This window comes from Sphaerisporangium rhizosphaerae (assembly GCF_042665155.1).
In the GTDB taxonomy this organism is placed as follows: Bacteria; Actinomycetota; Actinomycetes; order Streptosporangiales; family Streptosporangiaceae; genus Sphaerisporangium; species Sphaerisporangium rhizosphaerae.
On the sequence record NZ_JBHTCG010000003.1, the window covers coordinates 1 to 14617 of the forward strand.

The following is a 14617-nucleotide window of genomic DNA, read 5'->3' on the forward strand; positions in this document are numbered from 1 at the left end:
GTCGCCGGCGGCGCGGTCCTCGCCGCGGCGGCCGGGCCGGCCGCCTGGCGCCTGCTGACCGGCGGGCGGCGCCGCGTGCTGCCGCTGGCCGCCGCCGCGCTCGCCGTGGCGGCCTACCAGCTCTGCTACTTCGCCGCCGTCGGGCGCACCGGGGTCGCCGTCGGGACCGTGGTGGCGATCGGCAGCGGTCCGGCCTTCACCGGGGTGCTGTCCTGGCTGCGGCACGGCGCGCGCCCCGGCCGGCGCTGGACGGCCGCGACCGCCGCCGCCGTCGCCGGGTGCGCCGCCCTGGTCCTTGGAGGACAGGCGGTCGGCGTCGATCCGGCCGGCGTCCTGCTCGCCCTCCTGGGCGGCCTGCTCTACGGCTTCTACGCCGTGACCGCCGCCCGGTCCATCACCGCGGGCGCGGCCTCCGGCGCGGTCATGGGCGTGATGTTCGGCGGCGCGGCGGTGGTCATGCTGCCGGTGCTGCTCTGGGGCGGCACGCCCCTGCCGGCCGACCCGCGCGGGCTGCTCACCGCCCTGTACCTCGGCTGCGCCACCACCGCCCTGTCCTATTACCTGTACGGGCGCGGGCTGCGCACCACGCCGGTGGCCAGAGCGGCCACCCTGGCCCTCACCGAGCCCGCCGTGGCGGCCCTGCTCGGCGTGGCCGTCCTGCACGAACGGCTCACCGCCGTCTCCTGGGCGGGGCTGGCCCTGCTCGGCGCCGGCCTGGTCGTGGTGGCACTTCCCGCGCGGGCCGGCGCCCCGGAGGCGGGGCCGCAGGCCCGCGCCTGCGGCGAGCGGGCAGAATCGTCGGCGTGAAGCTGCGCCCGGTCTCCACGGTCGACGCCCTCGCCGCCGCCCTGCGCCGGCGCGTGCTCTCCGGTGAGATCCCCCCAGGCACCGCGCTGCCCGAGCAGGAGCTCGGGACGCTCTACGGCGTGGCGCGTCCCACCGTCCGCGAGGCCCTGGCCCTGCTCGTCCACGAGGGCCTGCTGCGGCGCGAGCGCAACCGCAGCGCCTACGTCCCGGAGGTGACCAGCACCGACCTGGACGACCTGATGTACGTCCGCCGGCCGCTGGAGGACCTCATGGCGGTCAAGCTGGCCGGCCGGCGGGTGCCCCGCGCGGACTCCGCGCTCACCCGGATGGCCGCCCTGGAGCGGGACGCCCCGTGGGCCGACGTCGTGGCCGAGCACATGACGCTGCACGAGGAACTGATCGTCGCCGTGGGCAGCCCCCGGCTGCAGCGCCTCTACGGGGTCCTGGCCGCCGAGACCCGGCTCGGCCTGGTGCGGCTGCGCACCGTGTACCCCGACCGGGCGACGCTGGTCGCGGAGCACCGGCACCTGCTGGACGCCATCGCGCGGGGCCCGGCGGAGGCCGCACGGGCGGCCGTGGCCGCCCATCTGGACCACACTTGGGGTGATGAATGACGGTCCGCGCGGGCGGTGAAATGGCGCTGATGAGCGGCTTCCCTTGCATGGAGTGCTCGTAAGTCGTCACAATCGCGCCCATGCACGGCAACTCTGTGCCGGATACCTATGTCTACGTCACCGAAGAGGGCGTCACACGTCACTACGCCGATGGCAGCGTGGAAGCCCTCGCGTGGGAGGACGTCGTCGAGGTCCGGGTCGGCGGGGTCACGGAATCCGACATCCTGATCGTCCTGCTCGACCGCGACGGGCAAGGATGCGTGGTGCCGCGCTCGGCGACCGACGCCACCTTCCTGGCGCGGCTGCGCTATCTGCCGGACTTCGACCTCGAGCGGCTGAGCGAGGCGTTCACGGCCGCCACGCCGACCTACGTGGTCGTGTGGCGCAGCCCCGACCCGCCCGCCCCCCTGCCCGACCTCGAATACGACTGACCCGGTACCAAGGGGGCCGGGTCGTCCGCGCGAGCCCCGGCGGACGGCCGCGCCGTGGTGCGGGCCGTCCGGTTCACGGGCCGGCGTCCGGTGGCCGGTTTCCGTGCCGGCCCTCGCCCGACCTGAAGCGGCCGACGTTCTCGGCGACCGCTCCGCGCAGCGAGAGCAGGCCGTGGCGGTACTCGTTGCGCAGGGCCTCCTCCTCGGCCAGTCCTTCCTGTTCCAGGGCGGAGAGCCGGTCCTGCCGCATGCACTCCTGAGGCTGCCCGGCGAGCTGGAGCGCCAGCTCCTCGGCGTGCGACCGCGCCGTCCCTGGCGGGACCACCCGGTCGGCCAGGCCGATGCGCAGGGCCTCCGCGGCGTCCACCGGGCGTCCGGTGAGGATCATGTCCATCGCCCGGCCCGCCCCGACCAGCCGCGGCAGCCGCACGGTGCCGCCGTCGACCAGGGGAACGCCCCAGCGGCGGCAGTACACCCCGAAGGTCGCGTCCTCGGCGGCCACCCGCAGGTCGCACCAGATCGCCAGCTCCAGCCCGCCGGCCACCGCGTACCCCTCGACGGCCGCGATCACCGGCTTGGACAGGCGCATGCGCGTCGGGCCCATCGGGCCGTCCCCGTCCGGCTCGACGCGGTTGCCGCGCTCGGTGCCGATCGCGTGCAGGTCGGCGCCGGAGCAGAAGGTGCCCCCCTCGCCCCACAGCACCGCGACGGCCGCGTCGGAGGCCTCGAAGGCGCGGAAGGCGTCGGCGAGCGCGGCGGCGGCCGGCCCGTCCACCGCGTTGCGGACCTGCGGGCGCGACAGGACGATGGTCGTGACCGGGCCGGACCGCTCCAGGCGAATACCAGACATGTGCCGAATCTAGCGAGGCCGGGGCCGCCTACACGGTTTTGGACCGTTCCGTCAAGCGACCTCGGTCCGGAGTTAGAGGCCGATTGTGGCCATTGCACGGCTATTTCGCGCCGATGTAACGATCTTTAGTATGTGAACGGGTACCCGCGCTCGTGATGTTTGAGCCACGTGTCAACCAAAGGGACGCAATGGCCGTCTGGTATCTGCACGGTCCGGCAGCAGCCACGGTCCGGCGTGAGCAGGGTAGGGGTGGGCATGAGGGTGGGGCTGGAGGAGCGTGACGCCGCGCTCCTTGAAGTAGGCCCGCTGACGGCGTCCAGCATCTGGACGCGCTCCTATATGCGGGCTCTACTGGCGGGCGATCTGGCGTGTGCCTTGATCGCCTGTGAGGCGGTCATGGGATTCAGGCTCTGGGTGGGCGCCTTCATCCCGTGGTCGGAGTTGTTGTTCGGTTTCGGCCTCGCGCTGGTGGCCTGGCCCGGCGCCATGGTGCTGGCCGGGGTGTACCGCGAGAAGAGTCACGGCGAGGGCAGCGAGGAGTTCCGCGCGGTCTTCGAGGGCGGGGTGGGGCTCACGGCGGCCGTGGCGATCGCCGCGTACGCCACCCAGACGATGATCGCCCGAAGCTACGTCATGGCGATGCTGCCGCTGGCGACGGCGCTCACGCTGGTGTTCCGCTACCGCATGCGCAAGCGGCTGCACCGCCGGCGCGCCGAGGGCGAGTACCTCCGGCGCGTCGTCGCCGTCGGGCACAGGACGGCCGTGCTCGACCTGGTCATGCAGTTCCGGCGCCAGCCGTACCACGGCATGCGCGTCGTCGCGGCGTGCCTGCCGCCGGGGCAGTACCCCGGCAACGGGCTCGACGTCGACGGCGTCCCGGTCTACGGCGACTTCGCCGACGTCGCCATCGTGGCCGACAAGGTGTCCGCGGACGCGGTCGCCGTGCTGGCCTGCCCCGAGCTGGACGGCGCCGCGCTGCGCCGGCTGGCCTGGAGCATCGAGAGCAAGGGCACCGAGCTGTTCGTCGCCCCCGCCCTCATGGACGTCGCCGGGCCGCGCACGAGCATCCGGCCGGTCGCCGGCATGCCCCTGCTTCACGTCGAGCACCCCGAGTTCGACGGGACGCGCCAGATCGTCAAGAGCCTGTTCGACCGGCTGCTGGCGACGGCGGCGCTGACCGTCCTGGCGCTGCCCATGCTGGTGATCGCGCTGCTGGTGCGCACGACCAGCCCGGGGCCCGCCCTGTTCAGGCAGACCCGGGTGGGTCGCGCCGGGCGGGAGTTCCAGGTCTTCAAGTTCCGCACCATGGTGCGGGACGCCGAGAAGCTCAAGCTGGAGCTCCTGGATGACAACGAGTTTGACGGCGTGTTGTTCAAGATGCGGAACGATCCAAGGATCACCCGCGTCGGCGGCTTCCTGCGCCGGTACTCGCTGGACGAGCTGCCGCAACTGCTGAACGTCCTGCGCGGCGAGATGTCGCTCGTCGGCCCGCGCCCGCCGCTTCCCGACGAGGTCGCCCAGTACGGCACCGACGTGCGCCGGCGCCTGGTCGTCAAGCCGGGCATGACGGGCCTGTGGCAGGTCAGCGGCCGGTCCGACCTGTCCTGGGAGGAGTCGGTCCGCCTCGACCTGCGCTACGTCGAGAACTGGTCGCTCATCCTGGACCTGCAGATCCTGTGGAAGACCTGGTCGGCCGTCACCCGCGGCGGAGGGGCGTACTAGTGAAGGCGCTCGTGCTCGCCGGCGGGTCAGGCACCCGCCTCCGGCCGATCACCCACACCTCGGCCAAGCAGCTCGTGCCGGTGGCCAACAAGCCCGTGCTGTTCTACGGGCTGGAGGCCATCGCCGCGGCGGGCATCCGCGAGGTCGGCATGGTGGTCGGCGACACCCACAAGGAGATCGAGGCCGCCGTCGGCGACGGGTCGGCCTTCGGCCTGGAGGTCACCTACCTGCGCCAGCAGGCCCCCCTCGGCCTCGCCCACGCGGTGCTCATCGCCCGCGAGTACCTGGGCGAGGAGGACTTCGTCATGTACCTCGGCGACAACTTCATCGTCGGCGGCATCGAGCCCCTGGTTCGGCGGTTCGCGGGGGAGCGGCCCGACGCCCAGATCATGCTGACCCGCGTGCCCGACCCCCGGCAGTTCGGCGTCGCCCAGCTCGACGCCGGCGGCCGGGTGGTCGGCCTGGAGGAGAAGCCCGACGCCCCCAAGAGCGACCTGGCCCTGGTCGGCGTCTATCTGTTCAGTCCCGCGGTGCACGAGGCCGTCGCGGCGCTCAAGCCGTCCTGGCGCGGCGAGCTGGAGATCACCGAGGCGATCCAGTGGCTCATCGACGCCGGCCGCCCGGTCGCCTCCACCGTGATCTCCGGCTACTGGAAGGACACCGGCAACGTCGCCGACATGCTGGAGGTCAACCGGCTCGTGCTGGAGGAGCTGGACCGGCGGCTGGACGGCGAGGTCGACGACGACAGCGAGCTCATCGGGCGGGTCGTGGTCGAGGCGGGAGCGCGGGTCACCCGTTCCCGCGTCGTCGGACCGGTGATCATCGGGGCCGGCGCGGTCGTGCGCGACTCCTACGTCGGGCCGTTCACCTCCGTGGCGGAGAACTGCCGGCTCGTGGACAGCGAAATCGAGTACTCGATCGTGCTGAGGCGCGCGTCCATTCAGGGGGTGCGCCGCATCGAGGCGTCCCTGATCGGGCACGACGTCGAGGTCACGCCCGCTCCCAACACGCCAAGAGCCCATCGGCTGGTGCTCGGAGATCACAGCAAGGTGCAGATCAGCTCATGAGGGTTCTGGTAACCGGCGGGGCCGGTTTCATCGGGTCGCACTATGTCCGCACGCTGCTCGGCGGCGGCTACCCCGCGTTCGCGGGAGCGCAGGTCACCGTGCTCGACCTGCTCACCTACGCGGGCAACCTCGCCAACCTCGCCCCCGTCGAGGGAGGCTACGCCTTCGTGCGCGGCGACGTCTGCGACGCCGGGCTGCTCGCCGAGGTCGTCCCCGGTCACGACGTGGTGGTCAACTTCGCCGCCGAGTCACACGTCGACCGGTCCATCGAGGGGCCGGGCGCGTTCGTGCGCACCAACGTCCTGGGCACCCAGACGCTGCTCCAGGCGTGCCTCGACGCCGGGGTGCCCAAGGTCGTCCAGGTGTCCACCGACGAGGTGTACGGCTCGATCGACGAGGGCTCCTGGGCGGAGGACGCCCCGCTGGCGCCGCGCTCGCCGTACTCGGCGGCCAAGGCCGGCGGCGACCTGATGGCCCGCGCCTACGCCGTCACCCACGGGCTGCCGGTGTCGATCACGCGCTGCGGCAACAACTACGGGCCCTACCAGTTCCCCGAGAAGGTCGTCCCGCTCTTCGTCACCAACCTGCTCGAAGGCCGCAAGGTCCCGCTTTACGGGGACGGCGGCAACGTGCGCGACTGGGTGCACGTGGACGACCACTGCCGCGGCATCCAGCTCGTCGCCGAGCGGGGGGAGCCGGGCGAGGTCTACCACATCGCGGGCACGGCGGAGCTGAGCAACCTCGAGCTCACCCGGCGCATCCTCGCCGAGCTGGACGCCGACTGGAGCTCGGTCGAGCCCGTCCCCGACCGCAAGGGCCACGACCGCCGCTACTCCCTGGACGACGCCAGGCTGCGCGGCATGGGGTACGCCCCGCGCACCGGCTTCGACGAGGGCATCGCCGCCACCGTCGGCTGGTACGCCGACAACCCGTCCTGGTGGAAGCCGCTCAAGGGCGCTGTCAAGGGTGCTCGGTGAAGCGGCTGCTGGTCACCGGCGCCAAGGGCATGCTCGGCGGCGCCGTGGTGGCCGAGGCCGAACGCGCCTCCGAGGCGCCCGACGTGCTGGCCTGCGGACGCGACCTCCTCGACCTGCGCTACCCCGACGGCGTGCGGCAACTGCTGCGCGAGGAGCGCCCGGACGTCGTGGTCAACTGCGCCGGATGGACCGCCGTGGACGACGCCGAGACGCACGAGATCGACGCGCTCGTGGTCAACGGCAGCGGCGTGCGCGCCCTCGCCCTCGGCTGCGAAGAGATCGGCGCCCGGCTGCTGCACATCTCCACCGACTACGTCTTCGACGGGACGGCCCGCACGCCCTACCCGGAGGACGCGCCGACCCGGCCGATCAACGCCTACGGGCGGGGCAAGCTGGCCGGCGAGGCCGTCGTCCTCGGCCTGCTGCCGCGGACGGGTTACGTCGTGCGCACCGGATGGCTGTACGGCGCGGGCGGGCGCAACTTCGTCCAGACGATGATCGCCCTGGAGCGGTCGCGGGACACCGTCAACGTGGTCGACGACCAGCGCGGGCAGCCGACGTGGACCGGCGACCTGGCCGCGCGCCTGCTGTCTCTGGCCCGCTCCGACGCCCCACCCGGCGTCTACCACGGCACCAGCGGCGGCCAGACGACCTGGTTCGAGCTGGCCCGCGAGGTCTTCACCCTGCTCGGAGCCGACCCGTCCCGGGTGCGGCCCGTCTCCAGCGCGGCCTTCCCCTCGCCGACCGCCCGGCCCGCTTACAGCGTGCTGGGCCACGGCCGCTGGGCCGTCGCCGGCATGCGGCCGCTGCGCCACTGGCGCGAGGCGCTGCACGACGCCTGGCCCTCGCTGGTCGGAGGCCCGATCTGATGTACCTGTCGGAGACCCGCCGGTCGGACGCCTCCAAGGCCGCCGCCGGGACGGGCGCGAGGGGTCCGCGGGCGGGCGGCATGCTCGCAGGGAACGTGGTCGCGCTGGGCACGGTCAGCCTGTTCACCGACATCTCCTCGGAGATGGTCACCGCCGTCCTGCCGCTCTACCTCATCTACCAGCTCGCGCTCAGCCCGATGCAGTTCGGCCTGCTGGACGGCGTCTACACCGGCGCGACGGCCGTGCTGCGGCTGGCCGGCGGGCACGTCGCCGACCGCTTCCGCCGCCGCAAGCTCGTCGCGGGCGCGGGATACGCGCTGTCGGCGGTGTGCAAGCTCGGCTACCTGCCGGCCGGGCGGTCCGTGCCGCTGATCGGCCTGGTCATCGGGCTGGACCGCGCGGGCAAGGGCCTGCGCACGGCGCCCAGGGACGCGATGATCTCGCTGAGCGTCCCGCCCGAGGCGCAGGGTCGCGCCTTCGGCCTGCACCGCGCCATGGACACCGCCGGCGCGCTCATCGGCCCGCTCGCCGCCTTCGGGGTGGTGGCCGCCGTCGGCGCCACCTCCGGCTACGACGCGGTCTTCGTGGTCAGCGGCTGCGTCGCCGCGATCGGCGTGCTGGTCCTGGCGCTTTTCGTCCGCGAGCCGGGCGCCGCGGGGATGTCCGGCCCCGCGACGCCCGGCTCCGCGGCATCTCCGGGGACGGTCATCGAGCCGCACCTGGACGTTCCGACCGGCGCGGTGGCCGCGACGGGGTCGGACGCGGCGTCACCGGACGCGGCGCCACCCGATGGCCGCCAGGCCGAGCAGGCGGCGCGCGGGCGGCGGCGCGGAGTGTCGTTGCGCGGGGCCGCCGTGCTGTTGCGCGAGCGGCCGTTCCGCCGGGTGCTGGTGGCCATGACGCCCCTGTCACTCGCGACGATCAGCGACTCCTTCCTGTACCTGCTGCTCCAGCGCAGGCTGGACATCGACGCCGGATGGCTGCCGCTGCTGCCGGTCGGGGTCGCCGCCGCGTACCTGCTGGCGGCGGTGCCGTTCGGGCGGCTCGCCGACCGCGCCGGCCGCTCCACGGTCGTGATCGGCGGCTACGTGGCCCTGCTGGCCTGCTACGTGCTCCTGCTGCTCCCCGCCGGCCCGGCCGTCCTGGTCGCGGCGCTGGTGCTGCGCGGGCTGTCGTACGCGGCGACCGACGGCGTGGTCAGCGCGCTGGCCGGGCCGCTGCTGCCGGAGGAGCGGCGGGCCACCGGCCTGGCCGTCGTCCAGACCGCCCAGGCGCTCGGCGCGATGGCCGCCTCGTGGGCCTTCGGCCTGTTGTGGACCGCCCAGGGACCGCGGGCCGCGGTCGTGGCGATGGCGGCGGGCCTCGGCCTGGCCCTGGCCGTCGCCGTCCCGATGCTCAGGAAGGCGCGCGGATGAACCTGTCTGTGATCATCGTGACCTATCGCAGCGCCGGCTACGTCGCCCGCTGCCTCGCGGCCGTGGAGCGCGCGATCAAGGCGCTCGACGCCGAGGTCATCGTCGTGGACAACAACTCTCCCGACGACACCGTGGAGGTCGCCAGGGCCGCCGCCCCGTGGGCGACCATCCTGGACCGCAAGGAGAACGGCGGCTTCGCCGAGGGCTGCGTCGCCGGGGCGCGGGCCGCGCGCGGCGCCCACGTCGTCTTCGTCAACCCCGACGCCGAGGTCCAGCCGGACACCTTCACCGCCCTGCTCGACTGCGCGGCCCGCAATCCCAGGGCCGGCATCGTCGGCGGGCGCTGCGTCACCGAGACCGGCGAGAACGACCCGCGCTCGTGGTGGGGCCGCCCGACGCCCTGGTCGGTGTTCTGCTTCGCCACCGGCCTTTCCACCGTCTTCCCGGGCCGCGCCCTGTTCGACCCGGAGTCGCCGACGGTGTGGAGCGGCGAGCGGCACGTGCCCATCGTCACCGGCGCGATGATGCTGGTCGACCGGCGGGTGTGGGACGAGGTGGGCGGGTTCGACACCCGTATCTTCATGTACGGCGAGGACGCCGACCTGTGCCTGCGGGCCAGGGCCGCCGGATACCGGCCCATGGTCACCGACCGGGCCGTGTTCGTGCACCCGGGCGGCATGTCGTCCTCCAGCATCGGCAAGCTGGTGCTGCTGTTCACCGGCAAGGCCACCGTGGTCCGCCGGCACTTCCCGCGCGGGCTGCGCCGGGCGGGGGTGTCCATGCTGCTGTTCGGGGTCTGGCTGCGGGCGGCGCTGAGCCGCGGGGTGGCCCCGCCGGACATGCGGCGGCAGGGACGTCCCACCGCGCAGCGCGGCGACTGGGCCGAGTTGTGGATGGTCCGAAACCGGTGGCGCGGCGGCTGGGATTCCGCTAAATCGTGAAATGTCATTATCAATGGGAATGTGTCGTGCCCGTTGGGTTTCGCTGGGCCGTTAATCAATTCCCTTCGTTAATTCGAGTCAGAGATGTGGGGTGAGTGATGACTCGCCATGAGGGCCGCCTCGGCGCGCTCGCCGCGGTCGACGCGCCCGCGGCCGAGCTCGCCGACCGCATGGTCGGCCTGTCGGTCCGCGGGCTTCCTCCGGGCTACGCCGACGGCATGTTCGTCTTCACCAGGCGCGGCAGGCGCGGGGATGACGGACGCTGGACGGCGGTGCCCGAGGGACGCAGCGTGCGCTACAGCGCGATCGTCGCCCTTGGCGCCGCTGCGCTTCCCGAGGACCGGCAGCGGGACGCCCTCGCCGGCGACACCGTCCACGACCTGGTCGGCAACCTGCTCAAGGAGCTGCCCGCCGTCGCCAACCTCGGCGACGCCGCCCTCATCGCGTGGGCGGCGGCCGAGAGCGGCCACCCCGACCTCGACGCGGGCCTGCGCCGGCTCGCCGAGCTGGAGGGCGCCGTACGCCCCGGCGACCCCGTCTACACCGTGGAGGTCTCCTGGGCGCTGGCCGCCCTGGTCGCCGCCCACCGCGTCGCCGGCGACGGCGACGGCCTTTCCGGGCGGCTGGACCACGCCCGCGAGCGGCTGCTCACCGGCCTGCGCGGCGACCGCCTCTACCGGCACGTCCTCGGCCCGGCCTCCTGGTACCGCGCCCACGTCGGATGCTTCGCCGACCAGGTGTACCCCCTGCAGGCCCTCGCGCGCCTGCACGCGCACACCGGGGACGGCGACGCGCTCAAGGCCGCCGAGCAGATCGCCGCGGGCATCTGCGCCGCCCAGGGGCCGGAGGGCCAATGGTGGTGGCACTACGACGCCCGCACCGGCGGGGTGGTCGAGGGCTACCCCGTCTACAGCGTCCACCAGCTCTCCATGGCCCCGATGGCGCTGCTCGACCTGGCCGACGCCGGAGGCACCTCCTACCTGCAAGAGATCGCGCTCGGGCTGCACTGGATGACGTCCCGGCCCGAGATCGACGACGAGCTGATCATCGAGGAGCTCGACCTGACGTGGCGCAAGGCCGCCCGGGACGACCCCAAGAAGATCGTGCGCGGCGTGCGCGCGGTGGCGACCGCGATCAACCAGGGTTCGCGCATCGGCGTGCTCGACCGCATCTACCCGCCGCTCGCCGTCGACCGCGAGTGCCGCCCCTACGAACTGGGATGGCTGCTGTACGCGTGGCTGTTCTCGCTGCCCCGCGACACGCCGGGGAAGCAGGGGTGAGCGCCGCGCCGCCGCGCCGGGCCCTGCTCGGGCTCTCCCTGGACGCCCTCACCATGGAGCAGACCGTCGCCCGGTGCGTCCAGGCCGTCGAGAACCGCGAGAACCTCACGATCGGGGTCGTCAACGCGGCCAAGGCCGTCAACATGAGCCACGACCCCGCGCTGCGCGACTCGGTGACCTCCTGCGACCTCGTCGTCGCCGACGGCCAGGCCGTCGTGTGGGCCTCCCGGCTGCTCGGCCACCCCCTCCCCGAGCGGGTGGCCGGCATCGACCTGTTCACCGCCCTGATGGAGGAGGGCGCCCGGCGCTCCTACCGGGCCTACTTCCTCGGCGCCCGCCCCGAGGTGCTCGACCGGGTGGTCGCGGAGGTGCGCCGCCGCTACCCCGGCCTCACGGTCGCCGGGGCCCGCGACGGCTACTTCACCGACGAGGAGGCGCCCGAAGTGGCCGCGCGCATCGGCGAGGCCAAGCCCGACCTGCTGTTCCTCGGCATGACCTCCCCGAAGAAGGAGATCTTCCTCGCGCGCTTCGCCGACGACATCCGCGCCGGGGTCAACCACGGCGTGGGCGGGTCCTTCGACGTCCTCGCCGGCAAGGTGCGCCGCGCCCCCGTCCTGTGGCAGCGCCTCGGCGCCGAGTGGCTCTACCGCTTCCTGCAGGAACCCCTCCGCCTCGGCCCCCGCTACCTGTCCACCAACACCCGCTTCGCCTGGATGGTGGCAAAGGAGTACCTCCACGCCCGCAACCACCCATGACCCTTGGGCTCCATCCTGGAAATGGTGCCTTCGGCGCTGTTCTTCCAGGCGCCCCTGCCCGCCCGGCTTGCCCGCCGTCGCGCAGGTGTCTTCACCTTCGGTGGCTGGGGTGGTTGTCGTTTCCGTTCGACGCTGTGGCTTTTTGGGCGCCGGAGCGCCGGGATGGTGGTCGGTGAAGTCGGCGCCGTTGTGCGGCGGGTGGCCTGGGGGGCGCCGATGAGCGCTTCGTCAGGTTCTGCTGCTCTCGTCGCGCAGCCACGTCGTGTAGTCCTTGGCCCGTACGGCCCGGCGGGCCCGGGCGCGCGCGACGAGCGTGACGGCCAGGAACACCCCGAGATGAGGCACGAGCCACGGCGCGCGGCCGGCGATGGCCAGCAGGTCGCGAAGGCCCGTGCGGGCCTCCTGGCCGGACATGGGACCCTGCTGGATCTCCGCCACCACGGTGACGGCCCGCACCCGGCGCCGCAGCAGGTCGCCGAGCGTGCGCGGCGGGTGGATGACCGCGTGCGCGTGCCGCACCACGCGCCGTTCGGCCGGCTCGAAGGCCAGCGAGGCCGCCAGGTCGTCGCCCATGACGGGCGGCAGGTCCATGAGGCGGCGGTTGCCCTCCTCCGACACCGCGATGACGCCCCGGCCGAACAGCCCCTCGCGGACGGCCGGCAGGCGGCTCCAGACGGCGTAGTAGGCCCGCACGGGCCACGGCCGGTCACTCAGCACCAGCGCCCGCTCAGGAGCCGCCGCGAGCGCCTTTGGAGCGGTCCCACGCGACGGCGCGGCGACGCCCTGGACGTCATCCGAACCACCGTCCGTGTCGCCGTTCGGGGCTTCTGCCGTGCCGTCGAGCAGGGAGTCGCGGAGGGCGCGGAGGTCGGCGGTGCCCATCTCGATGTCGGCGTCCACGTACACGCGGGGATGCGCGGTCGCGGCCTCGTCGCCGAGGCGCAGCGCCTCTCGCTTGGACGGCACCGGCGTCTCGACCACGCGGACCCCGAAACCGCGCGCCACGGAAGCGGTGTCGTCGTCGCATCCGTTGGCCACGACCACCACGTCGAACTCGTCCTTGGACGCCTCCGCCAGAAGGCGGGAAAGCAGCCGGCCGATGACCCGCGCCTCGTTGTGGGCGGGGATGATGACGCTCGCGCTTGGCATAGTTCCGAAGTATCCACCCCTAACGGGAGTCTCCGATGACCGAACCGCGAATAGCGGCCACCGCCGATGTCGATCCGAGCGCCACGATCGGTCCCGGGACCGTGATCTGGCACCTCGCCCAGGTGCGCGAGCACGCCGCGCTGGGGGAGGGGTGCATCCTGGGCCGCGGCGCGTACGTCGGGCCGGGCGTCCGCATCGGCGACCGGGTCAAGCTGCAGAACTACTCGCTGGTGTACGAGCCGGCGGTGCTGGAGGACGGGGTGTTCGTCGGCCCGGCCGCCGTGCTCACCAACGATGTCTACCCGCGCTCGACCGACATCGACGGCACGCTGAAGCGCGACGGCGACTGGAGCGCGGAGGGCGTGGTCGTGCGCCGGGGCGCCTCGGTCGGCGCGCGCGCGGTGATCCTGGCCGGGCGCACCATCGGCCGGTACGCGCTGGTCGCCGCCGGCGCCGTGGTGATCAGGGACGTCCCGGACTTCGCGCTCGTGGCGGGCACCCCGGCCCGCCGCGTCGGCTGGGTCGGCCGGGCCGGCGTCACCCTGCGCGAGGAGTCCCCGGGCCGCTGGCGGTGCCCCCGCACCGGCGAGACCTACATCGAGGCCGACGGCCTGCTCACCGGCCCGGAGTCCCCCGCGACCCCGTCCCCTGAGCGCGAGGACCCATCTCACACGGCGCCCGACGACCCGTCCCAGGTGGCGCCCGGTGGGACGTCGTGAAGGTGGGGAGCCTGTCGGGGCGGGCGCGGGTCGCGATCCTGGTGGTGGCGGTCCTGCTGGCCGGCGCGGTCGGCACCGTCTACGTGCTGCGGGCCAGGTCGCAGGCGGCCCGTCCCGCGCCGGCCGCGGCGCCGGCCGCCCGTCCCGCGCCCAGTGCCACCGCGCTGGACGCGGGCGACCTGCTGGCGGTGCGCGCGGGCCCCGCGGCCGACAGCGGCCAGGTCTTCGCGATCGAGCGGGGCGACGGCGGCGAGCAGCGTCCCACCGGCCTGCACTGCAAGCGCTTCTACGCGGCGGCCGGCACGGCGCTGTGCCTGCGCGTCAGCACCGGCCTGGTGACCCGGTCGGAGGCCATCGTGCTCGACCGCGGACTGCGTGAGCTGCGCAAGGTGCCGCTGTCCGGCATCCCGAGCCGGGCGCGGGTGTCGGCGAGCGGGCGCATGGCGGCCTGGACGTTCTTCGTGGCGGGCGACTCCTACCTGAGCGTCGGCTTCTCCACCCGCGCCGGCATCCTGGACACCCGCACGGGCACGCTCGTCAAGAGCCTGGAGGACTTCACGCTCGTCAAGGACGGCCGCGTGCACAGCGCGGCCGACCTGAACTACTGGGGTGTGACGTTCGCGGCCGACGACAACCGCTTCTACGCGACGGTGTCGAGCGCCGGCAAGACCTACCTGGTGCAGGGCGACTTCGCCGCGCGCCGCATGCGGGTGCTGCGGGAGAACGCCGAGTGCCCCTCGCTCTCCCCGGACGGCACCCGCGTGGCGTACAAGAAGCGCGTCGGCGACGCGACCGACCCGTGGCGGCTGTACACGCTGGACCTGCGATCGGGCCGGGAGACGGCGCTCGCGGAGACGGCGAACGTGGACGACCAGGCGGCCTGGCTCGACGACCGCACCGTCATGTACGGGCGGCTGCGCGGCGACAGCTCCGACGTCTGGCAGGTCCCGGCCGACGGATCGGGCACGTCCCGGCTCCTGCTCAAGGACGCCTACTCGCCCGCCGCCATGTGACCCACCCC

15 protein-coding genes are annotated in these 14617 nt (G+C 73.6%); 13 read left to right on the forward strand and 2 right to left on the reverse strand.

Going from position 1 to position 14617, the window contains the following annotated elements:
* The 3 genes from ACFQSB_RS05045 to ACFQSB_RS05055 form a co-directional block, all read left to right on the forward strand.
* Positions 1-807, forward strand: an 807-nt coding sequence (locus ACFQSB_RS05045) for a DMT family transporter (protein ID WP_380824533.1), incomplete at its 5' end; no start/stop codon positions are given.
* Entirely contained in the window at positions 804-1421 is a 618-nt protein-coding gene (locus tag ACFQSB_RS05050; RefSeq protein WP_380824535.1) for a GntR family transcriptional regulator, read from the forward strand. The genes ACFQSB_RS05045 and ACFQSB_RS05050, both read left to right, overlap by 4 nt.
* Positions 1422-1501: 80 nt before the next feature.
* Complete coding sequence (locus ACFQSB_RS05055) at positions 1502-1852, forward strand: hypothetical protein (RefSeq protein ID WP_354837977.1); 351 nt, start codon at positions 1502-1504, stop codon at positions 1850-1852.
* Between the two features lie 73 nt (positions 1853-1925).
* Here the strand turns inward: ACFQSB_RS05055 and ACFQSB_RS05060 are convergent, their stop codons facing one another.
* Positions 1926-2702 carry a crotonase/enoyl-CoA hydratase family protein gene (locus ACFQSB_RS05060; protein WP_380824537.1) on the reverse strand — a complete coding sequence of 259 codons (777 nt, stop codon included), beginning with the start codon at positions 2700-2702 and terminating at the stop codon, positions 1926-1928.
* Between the two features lie 255 nt (positions 2703-2957).
* Between ACFQSB_RS05060 and ACFQSB_RS05065 the strand changes: the two genes are divergently transcribed.
* From ACFQSB_RS05065 to ACFQSB_RS05100, 8 genes are all read left to right on the forward strand, one after another.
* On the forward strand, positions 2958-4424 hold the full coding sequence (locus ACFQSB_RS05065) for a sugar transferase (protein WP_354917189.1): 1467 nt from the start codon (positions 2958-2960) through the stop codon (positions 4422-4424).
* Complete coding sequence (locus ACFQSB_RS05070) at positions 4424-5491, forward strand: glucose-1-phosphate thymidylyltransferase (protein WP_380824539.1); 1068 nt, start codon at positions 4424-4426, stop codon at positions 5489-5491. Before ACFQSB_RS05065 ends, ACFQSB_RS05070 begins: the two co-directional genes overlap by 1 nt.
* Positions 5488-6468: a dTDP-glucose 4,6-dehydratase gene (rfbB, locus tag ACFQSB_RS05075; RefSeq protein WP_380824540.1), complete on the forward strand. Its 981-nt coding sequence runs from the start codon at positions 5488-5490 to the stop codon at positions 6466-6468. Before ACFQSB_RS05070 ends, rfbB begins: the two co-directional genes overlap by 4 nt.
* Positions 6465-7337 (forward strand): dTDP-4-dehydrorhamnose reductase, encoded by an 873-nt coding sequence (rfbD, locus tag ACFQSB_RS05080; RefSeq protein ID WP_380824542.1) that lies wholly within the window; start codon positions 6465-6467, stop codon positions 7335-7337. The genes rfbB and rfbD overlap by 4 nt, the downstream gene beginning before the upstream one ends.
* On the forward strand, positions 7337-8752 hold the full coding sequence (locus ACFQSB_RS05085) for an MFS transporter (RefSeq protein ID WP_380824543.1): 1416 nt from the start codon (positions 7337-7339) through the stop codon (positions 8750-8752). Before rfbD ends, ACFQSB_RS05085 begins: the two co-directional genes overlap by 1 nt.
* Positions 8749-9693 (forward strand): glycosyltransferase family 2 protein, encoded by a 945-nt coding sequence (locus ACFQSB_RS05090; protein WP_380824545.1) that lies wholly within the window; start codon positions 8749-8751, stop codon positions 9691-9693. The genes ACFQSB_RS05085 and ACFQSB_RS05090 overlap by 4 nt, the downstream gene beginning before the upstream one ends.
* A gap of 98 nt (positions 9694-9791) precedes the next feature.
* A complete protein-coding gene (locus ACFQSB_RS05095; protein WP_380824546.1) occupies positions 9792-10973 on the forward strand; it encodes a hypothetical protein in 1182 nt (393 codons plus the stop codon).
* The gene (locus ACFQSB_RS05100; RefSeq protein ID WP_380824547.1) at positions 10970-11728 is read left to right on the forward strand and encodes a WecB/TagA/CpsF family glycosyltransferase; all 759 of its coding nucleotides are present in this window, start codon (positions 10970-10972) and stop codon (positions 11726-11728) included. The genes ACFQSB_RS05095 and ACFQSB_RS05100 overlap by 4 nt, the downstream gene beginning before the upstream one ends.
* A gap of 228 nt (positions 11729-11956) precedes the next feature.
* Here the strand turns inward: ACFQSB_RS05100 and ACFQSB_RS05105 are convergent, their stop codons facing one another.
* Positions 11957-12877, reverse strand: coding sequence for a glycosyltransferase (locus tag ACFQSB_RS05105; RefSeq protein WP_380824548.1), 921 nt, complete (start codon positions 12875-12877; stop codon positions 11957-11959).
* A gap of 35 nt (positions 12878-12912) precedes the next feature.
* On the opposite strand from ACFQSB_RS05105, the gene ACFQSB_RS05110 reads away from it, so the two are divergent.
* Positions 12913-13596 carry an acyltransferase gene (locus tag ACFQSB_RS05110; RefSeq protein WP_380824550.1) on the forward strand — a complete coding sequence of 228 codons (684 nt, stop codon included), beginning with the start codon at positions 12913-12915 and terminating at the stop codon, positions 13594-13596.
* A complete protein-coding gene (locus ACFQSB_RS05115; protein WP_354917162.1) occupies positions 13593-14609 on the forward strand; it encodes a TolB-like translocation protein in 1017 nt (338 codons plus the stop codon). The genes ACFQSB_RS05110 and ACFQSB_RS05115 overlap by 4 nt, the downstream gene beginning before the upstream one ends.
* The last annotated feature ends 8 nt before the right edge of the window (positions 14610-14617 follow it).

Bases quoted from the DNA above. Each gene is read 5' to 3' on its own strand.
- ACFQSB_RS05090 (WP_380824545.1), top strand. From the start codon at position 8,749: ATGAACCTGTCTGTGATCATCGTGACCTATCGCAGCGCCGGCTACGTC.
- ACFQSB_RS05105 (WP_380824548.1), bottom strand. From the start codon at position 12,877: ATGCCAAGCGCGAGCGTCATCATCCCCGCCCACAACGAGGCGCGGGTC.
- ACFQSB_RS05095 (WP_380824546.1), top strand. From the start codon at position 9,792: ATGACTCGCCATGAGGGCCGCCTCGGCGCGCTCGCCGCGGTCGACGCG.
- ACFQSB_RS05085 (WP_380824543.1), top strand. From the start codon at position 7,337: ATGTACCTGTCGGAGACCCGCCGGTCGGACGCCTCCAAGGCCGCCGCC.
- ACFQSB_RS05060 (WP_380824537.1), bottom strand. From the start codon at position 2,702: ATGTCTGGTATTCGCCTGGAGCGGTCCGGCCCGGTCACGACCATCGTC.
- rfbB (WP_380824540.1), top strand. From the start codon at position 5,488: ATGAGGGTTCTGGTAACCGGCGGGGCCGGTTTCATCGGGTCGCACTAT.
- ACFQSB_RS05110 (WP_380824550.1), top strand. From the start codon at position 12,913: ATGACCGAACCGCGAATAGCGGCCACCGCCGATGTCGATCCGAGCGCC.
- ACFQSB_RS05065 (WP_354917189.1), top strand. From the start codon at position 2,958: ATGAGGGTGGGGCTGGAGGAGCGTGACGCCGCGCTCCTTGAAGTAGGC.
- ACFQSB_RS05055 (WP_354837977.1), top strand. From the start codon at position 1,502: ATGCACGGCAACTCTGTGCCGGATACCTATGTCTACGTCACCGAAGAG.